The sequence below is a fragment of the Bacillus sp. ISL-7 genome, assembly GCF_018613065.1.
In genome coordinates, this window is the sequence record NZ_JAGGQW010000040.1 from 64,605 (window position 1) to 82,854 (window position 18,250).

Below are 18,250 nucleotides of genomic sequence, written 5' to 3' on the forward strand. Positions count from 1 at the left end.
TGAAAGAGGCTTGGAACTTGTAAAGCCTCTTTCAACCTGTAAAAGTTGCTATTCTATTCAACTCTCCCACCATTCTAATAATATTTTTACTAAAGGAAAATCCAAGGCCAGTTCCTTAGTCATTTCTGTAGCCACTTTTTCTCCAATGCTTACTTTTTTGCGATCTGGTATTTGAGGGATCTCACCAAACATCTCTTGTGAAAGCTCGTTTACATCTATATTAAGAACTTTTGCAAGAACCTCTCTTGGATAGACATTTTCAATAGTCCTATACTCCCTATCTAAAACGCAATTAACATCAGCATTTTTACAGGCTTCCTCATAGCTTAATTTTGCTTTTTTAATACTTCCACCAGCTTGTTCACTTTTAACTAAATCACTATCAATTATAACAATGCTCTTTTCATGAATTTTTTTTATATCTCTTGGATTGATTGCAAACAAATTTTCACCACCAAGTGGAACAATTAGAACGCCTTCTTTTTCAATATCTAATCCAACTTTATTTAGAAGAATGGATAATACCTTTACTTCCGTTTGACCTTCTACAAAGATTATTCCATTAGCAGATAAAGATAAAGGAAGGTATGCTCCAAGTGCATGAAAGGCTTCTTCCTTCTTTTCAAATTCGATAGGACGTCCAATAGTTTGTTTACCATTATGTTCAATAAGGTGCAATTTATCGTTACCCTTTACTTTTTGCATAATAAAAGGTGAATGGGTAGACAGTATTACCTTTACCCCAAACTCTTTTGTTAACTTCTTAAGTAAGGATACGAATCTCATTTGCAATTTTGGATGTAAACCATTTTCAGGCTCGTCTATAAAAATGATAAATGAATTGGGGGAATTTTCAATTAGTCTCGATATGATATATAAAACATTAGTTATTCCAGCTCCACTTCTGCTTAATGGATGATACTGTGTTATTCTGTTCTTTGTCCATGTAATAAATAAATCCTCCTTAATATGTTTATCAACAGGAGTACCAATTTCGATCTTCTCAAGTTCTGGAAATAAAACCTGACAGAATTCAATAAATCTGTGGTAATCTCCCTTTCTTCTTCTTTCTTCCTTGTTTATTTCTTTATAAAACTCAACTAACTCCGAACTGACTTGTTGAGTTGTATCTATTCCATCCAAGCTTATGTTTAAAAGCCTATCTCTAGTACTACTAGGAATAAACAGAGTGTCTAAATTTCTTTCAAATCGTTCTAGTAGATCTGTTAACTCCTTAAATAGTAACTCAAGAAAAAAAGAAGTACTATCCGCCCTCTCTAAATTGAAAAAATTGATGCAAAAAGAAGCGAATTCATCTTTGTCTACCCAATCCCTAACGTAATGACCATTGGGAGGAGACAACGGGACATCAACAAAAATACTTACGATTTCAAAAAACTTTCTTAAAGATTCTGGATTAATATTAACCCCGGTTTGTTTTACCTTTGATCCCAAAACTCCTCTGGTATAGCTTTCAAAGATATTTTTACTTTGTTCCTGTGTTAAGCCAAGTTCCCACCTGACACATTGATCACCTTCTAATTCACCTTGGGCATAACTATAATGAACGCTTCCTTCTAATGAGGCAAGTTTATTGTAGTATTCGGATTTTACCTCTTTTCTACTGTGAAGAACAACTGAACTTAAATAGCTTGAAATCAGAAAAGAAGTTTTGCCAGAATCATTTGTACCTGAAAGTACAGTTAAATCCCCTAACTTTATATGTAAAGGTGGACTGTTTCCAATAGATCTATAATTTATAACAGTCATACTTTTTATTTTCATTTTTTTCTCCCCTTAATACACCTTTTCCAAAATTGTACAAGAAATTACTTTATTCAACAAATTTTACTAACTACCTTATGTTAATTGAAGTTTTCTATTTATTATTGTTTTGTATCTTTAAGGATCTTCTTACATCGATAACAGACTTGATACTAGCTGCTGTACTTGTGAGTAAAATGTAACTTATATTATCTTTTCAAACTCTTAGGTACAAAACTTAATATTATTGACACCAATTTTCTGTTGCAGTAATACAAGGGATGAAACGGTGTTAAAATATGGTGACATAAATTAAAAAAATGGTTAGTTTTTTTACTTAAGTTTAAAAAACTATATATATTACAAGAGAGTAGCAATCAAGTGTTTGCTGCTTTTTTTTGCTAATAAAACCACCATTAGTAGTTTTATCGTGGTATAATTTTCCTGTAAAAATGGAAGATTACCCAAATTTCGGTTACGATGCATTCAATAAACAGGGTTAAAAGTTAGGGGGTAAAAATGACAGAGGAAATCTACGATTATCAAGATATTAGTCAATCTTTCAATAACTATTTGCTTTTTGGTAATGGCTTATCAATTTCTATAAATCAAAATTTTAGTTACCAAACATTGTTAGCTGAATGTCAGTCCTTAGAGGATGAAAACCATGAAAGAGTATTATCCGATGATGATTTAAATTTTTTTGAACAGTTTGAAACTATTGATTTTGAAAGGGTTTTATATGCCCTTAATACTTCAAAGATTGTAAATAATATAGTTGGGTTAGAAACTGGAGAAATTGAAAAGAGGTACGAAAACATAAAAAATGCTTTGGTTAAAGTTGTGAGGAAGGTTCATCCTTCTTGGGATGAGTTTGAAGATTCAAAGTTCCTATTCTTAAACGAGTATCTACAAAAATTCCAAGGCATTTTTACAACCAATTATGATTTAATACTCTATTGGTCATTAATGAGAAACATTGAACCATTCATAGATTTCTTTTTTCAAGGAGAATTTGATACTACCAATGTAGATAATTGGAGTAGAAGAATCCCCTTCTATTTCCTACATGGTTCATTACACTTATTTCGTGAGAAAGGAGTTACAAAAAAACTAAGGGCAAATGGGCTTAGTATTTTAGATAGGTTTGACCAAACGATGGTAAGAGGAAGGACACCATTGTTTGTGTCAGAGGGTACATATACACAGAAACTTCAATCGATCACAACAAACGACTATTTGAACTTTTGCTTTTATCAGCTTAAAGGTATAGAGAAAAACATTACGATTTTTGGTCACTCCTTGTCAGAAAATGATAAACATATTGCTGATGCAATAAACAATAATCCAAATGTTACAGAAGTAGCATTTGGTATCTACGTTGGAAATGCCCCGAATGAAAAGCATATAAATTACGAATGTGCAAGAATAAATAAGTTGTTTGGGGAAAAGAAAGTTTATTTCTTTAATTCAGAAACGTTATGGAATTTAAAGTAATCAAAGGGATAGGCGAAACCTCTTTTTAAGTAAAATGTGGGCAGCGATATATAAAGGACTAAAGATTTCAAGATATGTTGGTTTTTCTTTGTTAGCTATCGGGATCTAGGTATTTAAGTTGGTGGTGTTGGTACAACTAGAAACGTAATAGATACTTAAGAATGGATAAATCAACAAAGTTTATTATAGTTTTCCAAGTCAGGGAAGTTGGTTTTTCTGCTGTGAAAGGGAAATTATATAATTCTATTAATGAGGTGAAAATAATGGAAGATATTAAAGGTTTGTTTAAAAAAAGAGAGAAGAATTCCAAAATACTTTTTCGGAATTTGAAGGTGTTAGAGAATTGCAAGCTAAAGTTGAAAAATGTCAGAGTGCTCTAGAAGATGCTTATAAAGTTTATTTTGATATGTTTGTTCCATGTATTAGCTCGTCTCGTGGGCTAACAGGTACTTTTCAGCCTGAGGACTATGAACAAATAAATGATTTTTTCAACTTAGTTGAGTATAGTGAAGAAAATGTTTCTTTATCTAAATATGAAAAAATAGACGAACCAAATCAAGGAATAGAGCAACCAAGTGGCAGTGATGGAAATTTAGAAAGTGAAATAGCAAAGTTTTTAAGTGGTAGTGGTAGTGAGGAAAATCTAGAAAGTATAGTAGCAAAGTATCTAAAAAGAACTGGTTCTCTATTAGAAGAAAGCCGACAAACTTTAAATAAATCTGCTAATAAAATTCAAGAAACCTTAGTTACTCATAATGAAGAAATAATTCCACTTTTCCAAAATGTTGAGAAAAATATAACATATATTGTAAAAAGACCTATTGAAGAATATTTGGAAAAAGTAGTTTTAAAATCCCGCTTTTCTCTTGATAATTCAGATAGAATGGTAGCATATTCTAAAGAATTTTTAGAATATGTTAGGAAAAAATGTTCTATTCCATTAATTGATAGTATACTGAAAGCTATAAAAAATGTTGAGTCATCTAGGGCAAAAGAAACTACGAATACACGTGATGTCTATATTTATCTTGATACTTATCCATTAAATGTGAAATTATGGATTGAATTGACTAAATGTATGATTCACGTGGTTAGTAATTAAAGTAGTTTTACTATTATTATTGAAATTTGAAGTAGGAGAACTGATTAATCGAAATCTTCTTTAAAACCGTTTAATGTTAACAGTGACTTTTATTTGAAGTGTTCCAAGGCTCATAACGATATGAAGTATAATAATTACAATAATAACATATCATCACAAAGTCATAAGAATCGCTTTAAGTTTAATTTTACTAAATAATCAGTGTACGGAGAGTTCTAAATGTAGAACTCTTTTTTTGTGTATCAAAAACAATTGATTTTGGTACATAATAGGTGAGCCACGTAAAATCAGTGTTTGTTTTGTTCCAAAAATATATACCAAAAACAATTGATTGTGGAATATGAATTTGGTACATTAGTATTAATAAATCGAACATAGGGGGAAGTAATATGATTTTCGGTTACGCACGTGTATCAACTACAAAACAAAGCTTAGATATGCAAATCGATGAATTAACGAAATACTGCTGCCATGAAATTGTGGCGGAAAAAGATAGTGGGGCTAAAAAGGATAGAAAAGAACTTCAAACGCTTCTAGGTAAGCTAAGAAAAGCTGATACTCTTGTGGTTTATAAGCTTGATCGATTAGGGAGGACCATGCATCAGCTCGTAAATTTGCTCCAAGAATTTAGTGAAAAAGGGATTAACTTTGTATCAATCAAGGATGGAATTGATACAAATACAACAATGGGTCGGTTCTTGTTCCATATTTTTGGTGCAATGGCTGAAATGGAAAGAGAAGTGATAAATGAACGTGTGAAGAGCGGTGTTGAATCTGCTAAAGCCCGTGGTCGTATGGGAGGACGTAAAAAGGCTCATACGAAGGAGCAAATCAAAGCTATGATGCAAATGATTGGAAATGGAGCGAATAAGACGGAAGTATGTGAAGTGTTTAATGTTCCAAGAACCACATTGTATCGTTACATAAAAGAGTTCGAGACAAGTGGTAAATGCTAGTTTGAAATTACTACTAATCAGGTTTTGAATATTTCATTATTCTCATTAAACCCAAATGGTCGTCAACCGTGGTAAGGCTAGAATAAAAGCCCATTCTCTTGCGAGAAGGGTTTTTATTACTCATTTATTTCTGAGTGAGCTTGAAGTGAATGTCGGTTTGTAGCCTGAGGATGATCTGATGATTCAAGACGGATAGTCAGACCTTGTTAAATTAATATTACGTATAATGTAAAATAGAATATATCAAAACTGGAACGTGGTTTAGGGGGAAGCAATTTGAATAATTTTATTGTTATGCAGGGTCACACTTATCAGGAAGAAAAAGATCTAGGGATTATTTGGTCGCCACAACAAGATAAAGGAGGCAATGTACCACATTCATGGCAACGAATGACAGAAGTAAAAGAAGGAGATCGAGTATTTCACTATGTAAAAGGTAACGTCGTTGCTATTAGTATTGCCCGTGATGGTTGTAAAACAGCTAGTAAACCATCTATAATGCAAAGTCATAGTAGATGGAATGATGAAGGTTATTTAGTAAATTTAAAATACCATGAATTAGAAATTCCAGTTAATGTACGTGAGAAGTTTGATGAGATATTGCCTCTGTTACCAATTAAATATTCACCATTCCAGCAAGATGCAGGTGGGAATCAAGGTTATTTATATCCATGTAACGAAGAATTAGCCATCAAATTGGTTGAACTACTTAGCGTATTGAATATTTATCAAATAAATGATGAGCAATTAGAATTATCTATTGATGATGTAAGAAGAACTGAAAATAATTCATTAATTACTGTGATTGCTGAAACAGAATCCGAAGCGAAAACGAAAATCCGATTGGGCCAACAAAAGTTCAGAAAGGACTTGTTCCCACTTTGGGAAGGTAAGTGTGCATTGTGTAATATAAATTTATCGGAATTACTAAGAGCAAGTCATTCAAAACCTTGGAAAGATAGCACAAATGTAGAACGTTTAGATCCATACAACGGCGTACTGCTTTGTTGTAATCATGATGCACTTTATGATAAAGGTTTAATTACATTCGATGGGCAAGGACGTTTGCATATTTCTTCAGTGATCTGTGAAGAAGATTATTCGATGTATGGATTAGAACGAACGGCTAAGATACAGATTCGTTCCGAAAATAAAGTGTATTTTAAATGGCATAAGAAGAATATTTTTAAAACTATATAGTGTAAACTATAATTTAATTTTTTCTATTATAGTTCAAGTTTTAGTTCTCTTAGTTTTATATTATATTACCCAAGACAAGAACATTAGAAATCTGAGAAAAAGGATTCTAAATGCCATAGTTCATTGAAGCTTATAAAAAATAACTATATTGCAGATATGGATTGACATCAGAATAGTTGTAAGAAGGAAGGTCAAGCGAACATCTCTTGGCTTCTATTACGTTAAAATAAGAGTATTGTTTTTCCTATGTTTAAGATAAGGTTGAGGGGAATTTCAATATCATTTGACTCAGCATATATGGAACGAGTACCTAGTTGGTATATCCACACGTCACGTATTTTTTAAAGGATCGTAAGCATAATGGTGGGATGATTTACTTCGATAAATTAGCATTTTATTGTAATCGATATACAATTTATTGGATGTGAATACGAATGTTTTTTGATTTTAAACATATTAACATTTAAAGGGATATAAAACACATTTGACGAACTTATTATTAGACCGATTACCATCCCTCTTGAAATTAGCAGGCTTTCTTAATATGATATATAAGGTGATACAGATGGAATTGTTAAATGATGTAAAAGTAAGAATGTTGTTACTAGAAGACCTAAATAAAACTTATGGTGACTGCCAAGATACAAGAATCATTAATGAATTAGGCTTAGATTTTGGTGCTTCCCGAATAGATGTAGCAGTCGTTAATGGGATAATCCATGGATATGAGATTAAAAGTGATTTAGATACGTTACTCAGGCTTCCGAGGCAAATGGAGTATTATAATAAAGCATTTGAGAGAATGACCATTGTTGCTTCTAGAAAGTATCTATCAAAGGTAAAAGAAATAGTTCCTGATTGGTGGGGAATAAAAACAATTAGTTCTGATCAATCAAGGTTGATTGACATCAGGAAAGGAAGAAAAGTGTCTCAGCAAGATCCGACACTTATAATTAAATTGCTTTGGAAAAAAGAATTAGAAGGTCTAATTGATTATCTTGGATTTCCCAAATCCCTGAAAAAAATGAGAAAAAATCAGCTCCTAACACTTTTAAATGAAGAAGCTGACTTTAATGTTATTCGTTCTTATGTTTATACAGTACTTAAGACAAGACAGAACTGGAGATCAAATTAAGTTCGATAAGTTGTGAAACAGTTGTCTCAATATGATGATTTACTCCTATAGCAATAGGTGCTTGATGCTCAGAAATAGTTAACTCCCTATTTGCGCATTTAAAAATCTCTAAGTCTCCAAAGGAGAACTCTGGACCAGGATAGAAGTCATTTTCAATTAAATTTTGGCACACATCATGAAAAGTTGTTTCACCACCATCACGTATAAGTTTTGACTTAGCAATCCAATAATCGGTTTCAGTAGAGTAAAAGACTTTTAAGTATGAAGTGTTCATATTAAAACCACTTAATACTTCCCCTTTTAGTCTCGTTGTATAATCTCCGAAACAAAAGTTTTTGTTGCTAGTACTTAATTCAAGAAAATTGTTTAATTCTACTCTTGGTCCTACATAAGTAATCGAATGGGGGATTGCATCGTTTGCGTTTTCAGGACAAGAAGTAGCAAGATACACTAACTGTGAGTTCGCTATCCTTGAAAAGATATTTATTGTATTTTGAATTCTGTTGATTGTAGCTGGTTGATTAAAAAAATCTAACACTAAGGTGATTTTTGTCCCTGGTGCTGCAGATTCCAAGTCATCCTTAAGCTTAAGATATACATATTGGTTAAATGATTCCTGAAAATCGTGACATCTAATCCTAACAGCAATTTGAGGATAGCCTGAACGTAGAACTGATTGAATTAGCCATTCAGGAGAATCATGTTGAAAGCAAGGAATTAAGTCTAATTCGCATTCTCTCATTTTTGCTATACAGTGATCCACAATGTTGATGCCAGAATTAGTGACTAGTTTGTTAACTTCTCCTAAATCCTCCAATGCACAATTAAAATCGTAAATGAATTTAATGTCTTTTACACGCTCTTTCAAATATCTACCGAGAGTATTAAATTGCCCCTCCCAATTATTAACATTTTCTTTTTTTACCCTTTTTGATTCGATGATAGGAATAATCTTTGAACGTGATTCTTCTTTAAGTTCCTTTATGGCTTTCATTTCATTATTGGCATTTTTTAATAGTGGATAGTACATATGGACCTCCTGTTATTAATTTTTATACATAAGGTCTTTTCGATAAAATGGCAAAAAATACCTTCTTTTTTAAATAAAATGTTTTGCGCAAGAGTAATTTTCACATTTTGATCATATCTTTTATAGGATAGAGGGATTAGTAGATTACAAAGTCACTATGATAATTAATTAATGAAATATTGATTTTATTAGGATTAAAAAGACCCTGTTTTTTAAGTCTCGAGAATAAAATGTATATCGAGGGAGTATACGGAATGAAATTTTAGGGTTTTTAGTCAAATAAATAAGTGTGCTTTATAATAAAGATTAAAAGTAGTTAATGGATCGAAAACAGATTATAACGAAATGTTAACTAGGAGGATATTTTATGGATTTTAGTATATTAGAATTTCCATTAGAGATAAATCAAACAATAGTACATCAAAAAAGTATTAGAGACTTATCTAATATTGAACGTAGAGTATTAGAAGATGTTTTTGTTACTTATATTTATTACAATTTAGAGTTAAAAAATATTTATATAGGCGAGACAAAAGATTTTTGTACAAGACATGATCAACATATGAGGGAAGAGCATTTCTTAGAAGGAAAGTTTGATCAATGTATCGTCGTTTACAATGCCTCTAAGTTTACAGAATCTCATGCAAAAGATTTAGAGTTTATGCTGATCAATCATATGTTTGCTGAGAGAGATGTAACGAAATTCAATTTATTTAATCGCAATAACGGTCAGGCTCAGCCATTATACGATGGACAAAATCAAATGGAACAGGTTGTCTTTGTTAATCTTTGGGAAAAGGACTTATTTGTCAAGGGGTTAGTAGTTACACGAGAGTTGTCAAAGATTCGAAATAAAATATTATTCAAGTATTCACCTTTTAAGCAATTAAGCCAGCAGCAATTAGAGTGCGAAGATGAAATTATTGAAAATATACATAATAAACATATGGTAATCGGAGGAGCAGGAACAGGAAAGTCAATTTTATTAATGTCTATAATGTACAAGTTGATTAATGAAAATCCAGATTTAAAAATTGGTATTGTAACGACAGGGAATTTAACTGATAAATTTAATCGGGTGTTAAAGCAACTGAATTTAGCTGGGAAATTGAAGTTTGAAAGAGCAGGTCAGTTAATTAATAGAGCGAAAAAAGAAAAAATTAAATTTGATATTGTATTGGTAGATGAATCACATCGACTGCAGCGTTATTACCCAAAAGGTCATCCAGCGACTAAAAGACATTTTAATAAAGAAAAGCCTCATATTAATGAATTGCATATGCTAGAAGAAGTATCAAAAGGGATTGTGTTACTTTATGATGCATTTCAATCCATACGCCCACAGGATATTACTCGTAATGATTTTAATCATCAGACGACTTCATATAAAAAATATAGCTTAGATCAGCAGTTTCGAATTAAAAGTAATATCATTAACAACGAAGAGTTTGATGGAGAAAGTTTTGTAAAGGGAATTCAGTATGCCTTAAATATTTCAGATGATCGGAATTTTGATCCAATTGTTTTTGAATATAAGAATAAAGACTCATATTTCAAAATTGTAGATTCTATTAGTGAGTTATTCCATTATACGAAGGATATGGAAAAGCTGCATGCTAATACTACAAATCGAGTCATCGCTGGATATACGAAGGAATGGAAATCAAATCCAAGGTCTACAGATAATAGAGGCAAGGATAAATCGCAGTTGCCGTATGACTGGGAAGAAGGTAGCAATAAATGGCGTTGGAATAGTCAACATGAAAAGTGGATTGAATTAGAAAGTTCTAAAACAGAAATTGGTTCTATTCATGCTATTCAAGGTGCTGACATTGATTATGTTGGTGTAATTATTGGAAATGATATCACAGTAAACGATCAAGGGAATCTTGTCGGTGTAAAAGAAAACTATAAAGATACAGGCGGAACACCTTTATTAAAAGAATTTAATGAAGAAGAGTTTACAGCTTACATATTAAACATTTATTATATTTTACTGACTAGGGGTATCGAAGGATGTAAAGTATATTTTGAAAATCCAAAGGTAAGGGACTATTTTAAGCAGAAAATTTCTGAAGGATTCCCTACTTCTAAGTCTTTTACTGTCGTATAAATATAGACGAAATAAGGTGTATGTATGAATGAGATTAAAGAACTTACAGATAAAGTGATTCAGTTTAGAGACGAACGTAATTGGAAGCAATTTCATAACTCGAAAGATTTAGCGATTTCATTATCTCTAGAAGCTAGTGAATTATTGGAGAATTTCCAATGGAAAAGTAGTGAAGAGGCTCTAAAAGACAATCTTGGAAATATAAAAGACGAATTAGCAGATGTAATAATCTATTCTATATTATTAGCAAATGACTTAGATATAGATATTGAAGAGATTGTTAAAGACAAAATTCAAAAGAACAAAATGAAGTATCCTGTTGAAAAAGCTTACAGTGTGAAAACGAAATATACTGATTTATAGGAGTGGGCAAAATGAGTAGGGTAATCCTTCAACCGACTGGAAATAAAGAAGCCAGAGAACACTATGTAGATACGCTTCTACAACTTGTGTTGATATCTTAAGAATTAAACCCTTTGTGTCCCAAGAACAATTTATCCATTTACAAAAATTGTATCCTAATGGCTTAGTTCCAACATGGGAGGTGACTCATAGTGGAACAGCAACAACAAGAGGGTACAGTATATAGGGGAATTAAGTTGGCTGAAAGTGGTAAGTTGTATAAGAAAGATGGAAGTTATGTAGATAAAGTTAAAGGAGGTATTGATTGTTTCATTGATAGATTAAATGAATTAGGTCATGAGATATTAAATGAATACGTTAATTCTCAAACTAAAGTTCTTGTTGACTTCAAGTGTGGACATGATCCTCACTGGTTAAAACCTAACCACTATACAAGAGGGATCGGTTGTCCAAAATGTAGAGCAGAGTACTTATCCGACAAGTTTTCATTACAAGCTAAAAACGATTTCCCTTTATTAGTTAAATCTAAGGGTCACACCCTATTGAGTGAGTATGTCAATAGTCGAACCAAAGTGCTGATTGACTTTAATTGTGGACACCCCACACAATGGGTTATGCCCCCCGATTACAAATATGAACATGGTTGCATGGAATGTGGGAGGGAAAGGACGTATCAAAATGTTAAATTGAAAAGTGACAATGCTAAACTTGAATTAGAAAAGCTACTCAAGGAAAATGGTCATGAGTGGGTGTGTGGTAAATATGTAAGTGGTCACACAAAAATTCTTGTTGACTTCAAATGTGGTCACGAACCGAGCTGGATTTCACCTAGTGGCTATAAAACGGGTAACAGGTGTCGCAGGTGTGTAGGAACATCTTCTGAACAATCAAAAGAGGATCTAATGAGGGTTGTCGAAGAAAGAGGTCATGTTTTATTAAGTGAATACACCAGTTCAAAAGGCAAGGTTCTAATTAACTAATTGCGGACATGAACCATATTGGATAGGGCAAGGCAATTATAAAAGAGGCTTTGGTTGCCCACGGTGCAGTGGTAAGAGTTTAGAACAGGCAAAGGAAAAGTTGATTGAATTGGTAAATAAGAAGGGTCATACTTTATTAAGTGAATATGTGACGGCAGGAACAAAAGTACTTATTGATTTTAAATGCGGTCATCAAGCACACTGGATTACTCCAAGAGATTATAAATCTGGATATGGCTGTCCAATTTGCACTGAATCAAAAGGTGAAAGGATCATTCGGGAATATCTTGAGAAACAGGGTATCACATTCATACAAGAATACAGATTTCCTGATTCCAGAAGGCGGTATGACTTTATGCTTCCTTTTGAAAATGCAATTGTAGAAGTACATGGTAAGCAACATTACACCCATGAAAGCTTTTATAGCGGAGATAAAAGTAAACATGGTAGACGCACACTGAAGCAGGAACAAGAGAATGACCGTAGGAAACAAGAATTTGCTGAATCATTAGGATATAATTACATTGTAGTAGATTATAGGGAACATGACCCACAGCTTGCTTTACAAAGATTCATCGAAGCTTACAATAAATTAAAATCAGAATAAACAGTTACCTAAGTTGGGTGACTGTTTTTATTTACGGAGAGCAATTACTGAAAACCAATGCAGATCCATTGTAACCGACTATTTTCAGAATATTTAAAATAGATGTATTTCTATGGTTCAATTGATTTTCTGTGTTAGCAAGTTTCTGTAACAGTAATATAGTAAATTATCAAGACATAGGAAATATTACCGGTATCTTCGTTAATAGCATAACTGTAAGCTATATTCATAAGAAGACACAAAAGGAGATAGAGAAATGAAAGTATTAAAAAACTATGAAGATTTAGTTGGAAAAACGATTTTTTTTGTAGAGGATATGTCTTATTATGGAGGAGAACTTATCATCGCAACAACTGATAAGGAAGTGTTAATGACAACGTTTCGGCTAGATGAAAATGGAAAAGAAAACGAAGTGCGTATATTGGACAAGCATCAAGTTATCAAAAAAATACTTGATAGCAAGAGATTACAAGATAAATTAGACGAATTGGGTATTTTCAATGCAGAAGAATACAGAGAACGGCTAGAGGAGATTAAAAGAGAGCATAGACTGGAGGAGGAAAGGAAAGAAAGAAAGTTACTCGCTAAGCTGAAAAAGAAATATGAAAATGTTTAATGCGTATTACGTTAAAACACTGGTACTATAAGGTTTTCCCATGTTTATAGGACGTTTAGATTAGCGAAAGGAAAGGATTGAATGAATGGAGGGATTGTGAAGCTGTAGCTTGGTTTGAAAGGATATTTGAAGGTGTTGCAGAAAGACAATATCAGTCGCAAAAGGATACAGTATCTGTCTAATTTTTTTCGTCAAATTTGTTCCCTTCAAAAGGGGTAAATGGAAAATAAAACCCTTAAAAATACTGATGATTTGAGATGTATTCCTTATAATAAAAATATAAAAAAGGATACAAAGAAAAGAGAAGACTGCTTGCAGCAGGCAGACTATCGCCTTGGTAGATGTTAAAATACTGTTCTGGACAACTAGAGAGTAAATATTTTTAAAAAAGTTTTAATTATGTGTTGCACTTAGTTCATAAGGTTGAAACACACTAATGTCCATCTGAATATCAAGCTACCGACTGCTGTAACAACAAAGCCTGTGTTTAGCATTTTCGATTGTGGGAAGTAAAGCCTACCCTTATTATATATCTTAAAAAACAATCATCTGGAGGTTCATATAATGGCAACTCAAAGGAATGGGAATTTCAAAGAAATACGCAAACGGAACAGTTCACACTTGGGCATCTGGACAGTACAAAATATTTGATCGTTATTTAAAATGGCTATCGATTTGGTAGAGAACCATTTTTCTACTATATCTTGAATATTATTTGGTTAACCATGGTCTGGAAAATAAAAAATCTATCCGAAAGTGGATAGACAATGCAGTCCATAGAAACCTATAATACACTTTTTAAAAAGTCAACATTTGCTTTCGTCTGGCACAGTATTCGCACACATTCATCAGCTTCTCTTTTTAGATTTTCTCTTCTGTTAAGAATTGTTGTTTTAATATAGTTTAATTCGGCTTCACCTTTAGTTAATTTTTTCTCTATGTCACTTTTTAAAGCAAATATCTCTTTTTCTAACGAGTATAAATCTGATTTTGAAATACCTTTCTTTGGATCAAACGAAAACCGTTTCTCAATATTTTTTCTCCATTCTACTACATTATTTGTTAATGACGGCCCGAACCCAGGAACACTTAAAACTGCTTGCTTTGAAACATCTCTTGCTGTTTCAATTCCATATGATTGAAGTACTGCTTTTCTACTAGGTCCAATACTATCTATATTGCTTGATTGGATATAAAATCTATCAAGATATTCATTAAGCTGGCGATTTCTTTGATCTTTTTCAAGTTGCTTTAGTTTCATAGCACGTATATTAGGAATTTCAACATATTTTAATTTATAGTTTTTCAATTCAGCCATCTTGGAAAAAAACTTATCTGATGAAGCTTCTTTTTTCCAACGTTCTAAAAGGGTATTCCATTTACGGTTAAAATTTTCATATCCTTTATAAATTTCATCATACTGTTCAGTTTTTGCTTTCCTCGAACCGATTACAATAGAAGCAATAACTCCACCTAGTGGATAAATACCCACCACACCATAAAAAGTTAAAAACAAAGAAAATATTCCAAGTATTAGTGCTCCCGCTAATCTTATGGTTTTTTTTCGTTTGAAATTTTTACCTATTTTAATTATTTCTTCGTCTGGTTCTGGTGAAATTGAATTTAAATCAGGTAAATCTTGTTCAAAAGGTAGATTTATGCTACTTATTCTTTTCCAGAATAAATCTAGTTGAAAAACATTGTCATTACCTAGTTTGGATTTTATAATTGCCGAAAATAAAATTAGTCCCGTTCTACTTTCATATTCACACCAAGGGCAATTTTTATGATTTCTGTTATAGAAATGTGCTTGGTTTAATGAACAAGTAATCAATTCTTTGTTTAGCTTTTCTAGTGCAATAATCCATTCAGTTGCTTTTGGCCGATTTTCGTTTAAAGAACCTTTTTGTGAGAAAGCCTTCTCAAAAAGCTCTGCTAATTCCTTTGAATAAAAGTCCAGTGGAAAAGTAGCAGGTGGTTGCTGCATTTCTCTTTGTTTTGCATTTTTTCCGTATGCAAAACGATACTGTTCTATAGCTTTTTCAATGGGCATATCACCTGAACCTAAATATCGACCTGCAAAAGGATGTCTCCCCATAAACAAAAGCTGAAAGATTATAATTGCTAATCCAAAGTTATCATGATTTGCTGTACGCACAATATTGGATAAAGATTTAGATTGCAATTCAGGAGGTTGATGAGTTGAAACTCCAACTCCACACAAAAGTAAATTTCCTTTACTACTGATTTGAAAACTATCACAGTCGATTAATTTTACAGTACCATCATTTGAAACTAATATATTACCATGATTAACATCACCAATTACTTGTCCGCTATCATGAACTACAGCAAAGGAACGGGAAATATTTGCAGCAGTGTGAATTAGAAAGCGTAAACTTACATTTTCAAATTCACTTAACCGATTCTTAGGATTATATAGCTTATGAATTTCTTTACCGTTTGCAGTCGGCATTAACATACCTAAGACTTTACCACTTGCATCTTTTACTGTATCAATTGGCCAGGATGTATATTTTAAAAGCCTCTCATTTTTAATATTACTCATTATTGCAATCTTTTTTGAACGTTCATCGTCATACTTGTGATAGATTTTAAGGACATTTCCAGGTTTGCCTTCAACCTCATAAACTGTACCTTCTCCACCTCTACCAATCATTTTTCCAATTTTTAAAATGTTGCCCTTGCTATCCGTACACTTAGGATTTGTTGCCTTACTCATTACCAAGGTTCTCAACCCCTCTGCGTGAAGCTAACAATAAGGTCTTGTCATCATCTGTTTTTTCATTTACCCTTTCAGAGTTAAGAAATTTCTCTAAGGAAGAATTCAAATTATCTAAATTATCCTTATCCACTTTTCTTAATACATTAAACATTGGCTTAAAAAAAGGATTATGTACAGTTTGAGATTGATAGTGGAGTGTTAAATGCTGTATACCATCCGTAAATAATGAAACTTCATCTACTGACCTGGGTAAAACATCAAAGTTTATATTTTTCTTAACCATTGGGTCAGTAATAAAATATGTTGTATTTTCAAACTCGCCCTTATCTGGCCAAAATTCCCAATTGTAATTTTCTTCGGTATGGTCTGTTTCAAGACATACTATAGCACCATCCCCTACTTGAAAAAAAGCAGCATAGTCGTTACCGACAATAGCTGCTACGATTGTACATGCAAATTCACGAATAGAAACTTCCTGTTCCTTTGCTCGTGTGCTTATTTTACATTGAAAATACTCAATCCAATTTTCTATAAAACGCTTGTCCAAATCTTTTACTTTTTTGCCTTCCCTAAGATATTGAGATACTTCTTCTACAAATAAAGAACATGCTAAAGATGAACCTTGATCAGAAAATTTAGCACTTCCTGCTCCATCAGATACGACAGCGACTAAAATTTTTTCACCGTTTGGATCATCTATTACCTGACATTTGCTAGAATCTTGACATGGAGTATTTACCTTCTGATGAGATGTTCCAATCACAGATGCAAATGTATACTTCCAATCCCTTATTTGTGTCATTCAATCATTCCCCATCCACCTGGTGTTACTGGGTTTTCAAGGGGGACTGCATCACCAGGGGTAGATCTTGAAACAGAACCTAATGAATTCGATAGCCAAGAAAATAAATCTCTAAATCTCAATCCGTCTAGTTTTAGTGGCTCTCTAACCGATATTTGCCTTAAAATATCGATGTTTGCTCCTTCAACACCAACTGCAAAAAACATAAGAGATTTATTAGACTCAGCATCTTTAATTAATTTTGCTGCCTTTTCCCAATTATCAGTTGGAGCACCATCTGTAATTAAAAATATCCATGGTCTATAATACGAAATCCCATTTTCTCTATATTTTTCTTTTCTCTGTTGTAAAAGCTCAATCCCTTTTTCAATTGCTTGGCCCATTGGTGTCATTCCGTTAGCCTTTAGAGTTGGGGGATCAAATTCATCTGCAGTTTGAAATTCAGTTTCTACATTAACTGGTCCAAAACTTACAACAGATAATTCCACTCGTTTTACACTCATATGGTCTGCCATAAGTTCATCTTTAAAAGCCTGCAGACCTTTATTTAGTTCTGTAATAGGATGTCCTGTCATAGAACTTGAAGTATCAATTAAAAGTACACATGGACAACGAGGTTCAGGATTTTCTGCGAATTCTGCTCCATCAAAAGGAACTTGATCAGTAAAGTCAAACAAAAGAAACACTTCCCTTTATCTAATTATAGTTAATATGTTCTACAAATTGTATGAAAATTCCTTCAAATTCGATATTAAATTTTATACTTTTTAAACAAAAGTGAGTATTTTTTACTGTTTCATTTTATGATATGCATTCATTTGTTAGAACAATTAAACTAGGGATATAAATCTCAATAAGGAACTGGCTGTCATTATTGACAGTCTTTTTCTAATTGAGCTACGAGGCACGATATTTGAATAAGGTAGTATAGAAAGGAATATAAAAAAGGACTGAAAGAAGTGGCAAAATATAAATCAGAAAATTGTTTTGTGAATATCGATTGGCAGTCCGTTCATGTAGAGAAAGTAATAGTTGAAAACAACAATCTTAACTTAACATTTGTGTTTCTTGTAATTGTAAAAAAACATCCACTAAATCCTCCCAACGCATAGAAGCATCAACGTCTCGCTTATTTCTATTCAAATGAAATGATCATCTGTAAAAATCTTGCTTACATTCTAGGCTGCAATGTAGTGAATCTCTAGGGATACGGTCATATGGCCATCGCCCTTATATGTTGATACAAAGTTAATATAGATCTTTTTTCTGTTTGTTTAAGCCAAAATCATTATGCACTATTTACTCTTTCTCTAACTGACTTTACAGCCGAATCAAGATT

Annotated in this window: 15 protein-coding genes; 10 read left to right on the plus strand and 5 right to left on the minus strand. The window is 32.6% G+C overall.

The window, feature by feature from the left end; genetic code table 11:
• Positions 1-57: 57 nt before the first annotated feature.
• On the minus strand, positions 58-1,785 hold the full coding sequence (locus tag J7E66_RS15895; protein ID WP_215001618.1) for an ATP-dependent nuclease: 1,728 nt from the start codon (positions 1,783-1,785) through the stop codon (positions 58-60).
• A gap of 498 nt (positions 1,786-2,283) precedes the next feature.
• Here J7E66_RS15895 and J7E66_RS15900 point away from each other — a divergent pair, with 498 nt between their 5' ends.
• The 5 genes from J7E66_RS15900 to J7E66_RS15920 all read left to right on the plus strand — a co-directional run bounded on the left by J7E66_RS15900 (position 2,284) and on the right by J7E66_RS15920 (position 7,654).
• The gene (locus tag J7E66_RS15900; RefSeq protein ID WP_215001620.1) at positions 2,284-3,261 is read left to right on the plus strand and encodes a DUF4917 family protein; all 978 of its coding nucleotides are present in this window, start codon (positions 2,284-2,286) and stop codon (positions 3,259-3,261) included.
• 343 nt (positions 3,262-3,604) lie between these two features.
• Positions 3,605-4,363 (plus strand): hypothetical protein, encoded by a 759-nt coding sequence (locus tag J7E66_RS15905; RefSeq protein ID WP_215001622.1) that lies wholly within the window; start codon positions 3,605-3,607, stop codon positions 4,361-4,363.
• 389 nt (positions 4,364-4,752) lie between these two features.
• Positions 4,753-5,319 carry a recombinase family protein gene (locus J7E66_RS15910; protein ID WP_215001624.1) on the plus strand — a complete coding sequence of 189 codons (567 nt, stop codon included), beginning with the start codon at positions 4,753-4,755 and terminating at the stop codon, positions 5,317-5,319.
• Between the two features lie 276 nt (positions 5,320-5,595).
• Positions 5,596-6,519, plus strand: a complete 924-nt coding sequence (locus J7E66_RS15915; RefSeq protein ID WP_215001626.1) for an HNH endonuclease — start codon at positions 5,596-5,598, stop codon at positions 6,517-6,519.
• 565 nt (positions 6,520-7,084) lie between these two features.
• Positions 7,085-7,654 carry a sce7726 family protein gene (locus J7E66_RS15920; protein WP_215001628.1) on the plus strand — a complete coding sequence of 190 codons (570 nt, stop codon included), beginning with the start codon at positions 7,085-7,087 and terminating at the stop codon, positions 7,652-7,654.
• Here J7E66_RS15920 and J7E66_RS15925 read toward each other — a convergent pair.
• Positions 7,623-8,684, minus strand: a complete 1,062-nt coding sequence (locus J7E66_RS15925) for a beta family protein (RefSeq protein WP_215001630.1) — start codon at positions 8,682-8,684, stop codon at positions 7,623-7,625. The two genes, J7E66_RS15920 and J7E66_RS15925, sit on opposite strands and share 32 nt — an antisense overlap.
• Before the next feature lie 367 nt (positions 8,685-9,051).
• Between J7E66_RS15925 and J7E66_RS15930 the strand changes: the two genes are divergently transcribed.
• From J7E66_RS15930 to J7E66_RS15950, 5 genes are all read left to right on the plus strand, one after another.
• On the plus strand, positions 9,052-10,797 hold the full coding sequence (locus tag J7E66_RS15930) for a DNA/RNA helicase domain-containing protein (RefSeq protein WP_215001632.1): 1,746 nt from the start codon (positions 9,052-9,054) through the stop codon (positions 10,795-10,797).
• Between the two features lie 24 nt (positions 10,798-10,821).
• Positions 10,822-11,160 (plus strand): nucleotide pyrophosphohydrolase, encoded by a 339-nt coding sequence (locus J7E66_RS15935; RefSeq protein ID WP_215001634.1) that lies wholly within the window; start codon positions 10,822-10,824, stop codon positions 11,158-11,160.
• Between the two features lie 191 nt (positions 11,161-11,351).
• Positions 11,352-12,140: a hypothetical protein gene (locus J7E66_RS15940; RefSeq protein ID WP_215001636.1), complete on the plus strand. Its 789-nt coding sequence runs from the start codon at positions 11,352-11,354 to the stop codon at positions 12,138-12,140.
• 109 nt (positions 12,141-12,249) lie between these two features.
• Positions 12,250-12,747, plus strand: a complete 498-nt coding sequence (locus J7E66_RS15945) for a PDDEXK family nuclease (RefSeq protein WP_215001638.1) — start codon at positions 12,250-12,252, stop codon at positions 12,745-12,747.
• A gap of 256 nt (positions 12,748-13,003) precedes the next feature.
• Positions 13,004-13,363 carry a hypothetical protein gene (locus J7E66_RS15950; RefSeq protein WP_215001640.1) on the plus strand — a complete coding sequence of 120 codons (360 nt, stop codon included), beginning with the start codon at positions 13,004-13,006 and terminating at the stop codon, positions 13,361-13,363.
• A 784-nt stretch (positions 13,364-14,147) separates the two neighbouring features.
• On the opposite strand, the gene J7E66_RS15955 is transcribed toward J7E66_RS15950, so the two are convergent.
• The 3 genes from J7E66_RS15955 to J7E66_RS15965 are packed head-to-tail and all read right to left on the minus strand — an operon-like array spanning position 14,148 to position 17,588.
• Positions 14,148-16,106: a helix-hairpin-helix domain-containing protein gene (locus J7E66_RS15955; RefSeq protein ID WP_215001642.1), complete on the minus strand. Its 1,959-nt coding sequence runs from the start codon at positions 16,104-16,106 to the stop codon at positions 14,148-14,150.
• A complete protein-coding gene (locus J7E66_RS15960) occupies positions 16,099-16,911 on the minus strand; it encodes a PP2C family serine/threonine-protein phosphatase (RefSeq protein ID WP_215001644.1) in 813 nt (270 codons plus the stop codon). The genes J7E66_RS15955 and J7E66_RS15960 overlap by 8 nt, the downstream gene beginning before the upstream one ends.
• Positions 16,908-17,588 carry a vWA domain-containing protein gene (locus J7E66_RS15965; protein WP_215001646.1) on the minus strand — a complete coding sequence of 227 codons (681 nt, stop codon included), beginning with the start codon at positions 17,586-17,588 and terminating at the stop codon, positions 16,908-16,910. Before J7E66_RS15965 ends, J7E66_RS15960 begins: the two co-directional genes overlap by 4 nt.
• Between the last annotated feature and the right edge of the window lie 662 nt (positions 17,589-18,250).

What these genes read in the sequence shown, in the direction of transcription:
- J7E66_RS15895 (WP_215001618.1), bottom strand. Translation starts at nt 1,785, where the DNA reads ATGAAAATAAAAAGTATGACTGTTATAAATTATAGATCTATTGGAAAC.
- J7E66_RS15920 (WP_215001628.1), top strand. Translation starts at nt 7,085, where the DNA reads ATGGAATTGTTAAATGATGTAAAAGTAAGAATGTTGTTACTAGAAGAC.
- J7E66_RS15910 (WP_215001624.1), top strand. Translation starts at nt 4,753, where the DNA reads ATGATTTTCGGTTACGCACGTGTATCAACTACAAAACAAAGCTTAGAT.
- J7E66_RS15935 (WP_215001634.1), top strand. Translation starts at nt 10,822, where the DNA reads ATGAATGAGATTAAAGAACTTACAGATAAAGTGATTCAGTTTAGAGAC.
- J7E66_RS15950 (WP_215001640.1), top strand. Translation starts at nt 13,004, where the DNA reads ATGAAAGTATTAAAAAACTATGAAGATTTAGTTGGAAAAACGATTTTT.
- J7E66_RS15955 (WP_215001642.1), bottom strand. Translation starts at nt 16,106, where the DNA reads ATGAGTAAGGCAACAAATCCTAAGTGTACGGATAGCAAGGGCAACATT.
- J7E66_RS15960 (WP_215001644.1), bottom strand. Translation starts at nt 16,911, where the DNA reads ATGACACAAATAAGGGATTGGAAGTATACATTTGCATCTGTGATTGGA.
- J7E66_RS15930 (WP_215001632.1), top strand. Translation starts at nt 9,052, where the DNA reads ATGGATTTTAGTATATTAGAATTTCCATTAGAGATAAATCAAACAATA.
- J7E66_RS15925 (WP_215001630.1), bottom strand. Translation starts at nt 8,684, where the DNA reads ATGTACTATCCACTATTAAAAAATGCCAATAATGAAATGAAAGCCATA.
- J7E66_RS15900 (WP_215001620.1), top strand. Translation starts at nt 2,284, where the DNA reads ATGACAGAGGAAATCTACGATTATCAAGATATTAGTCAATCTTTCAAT.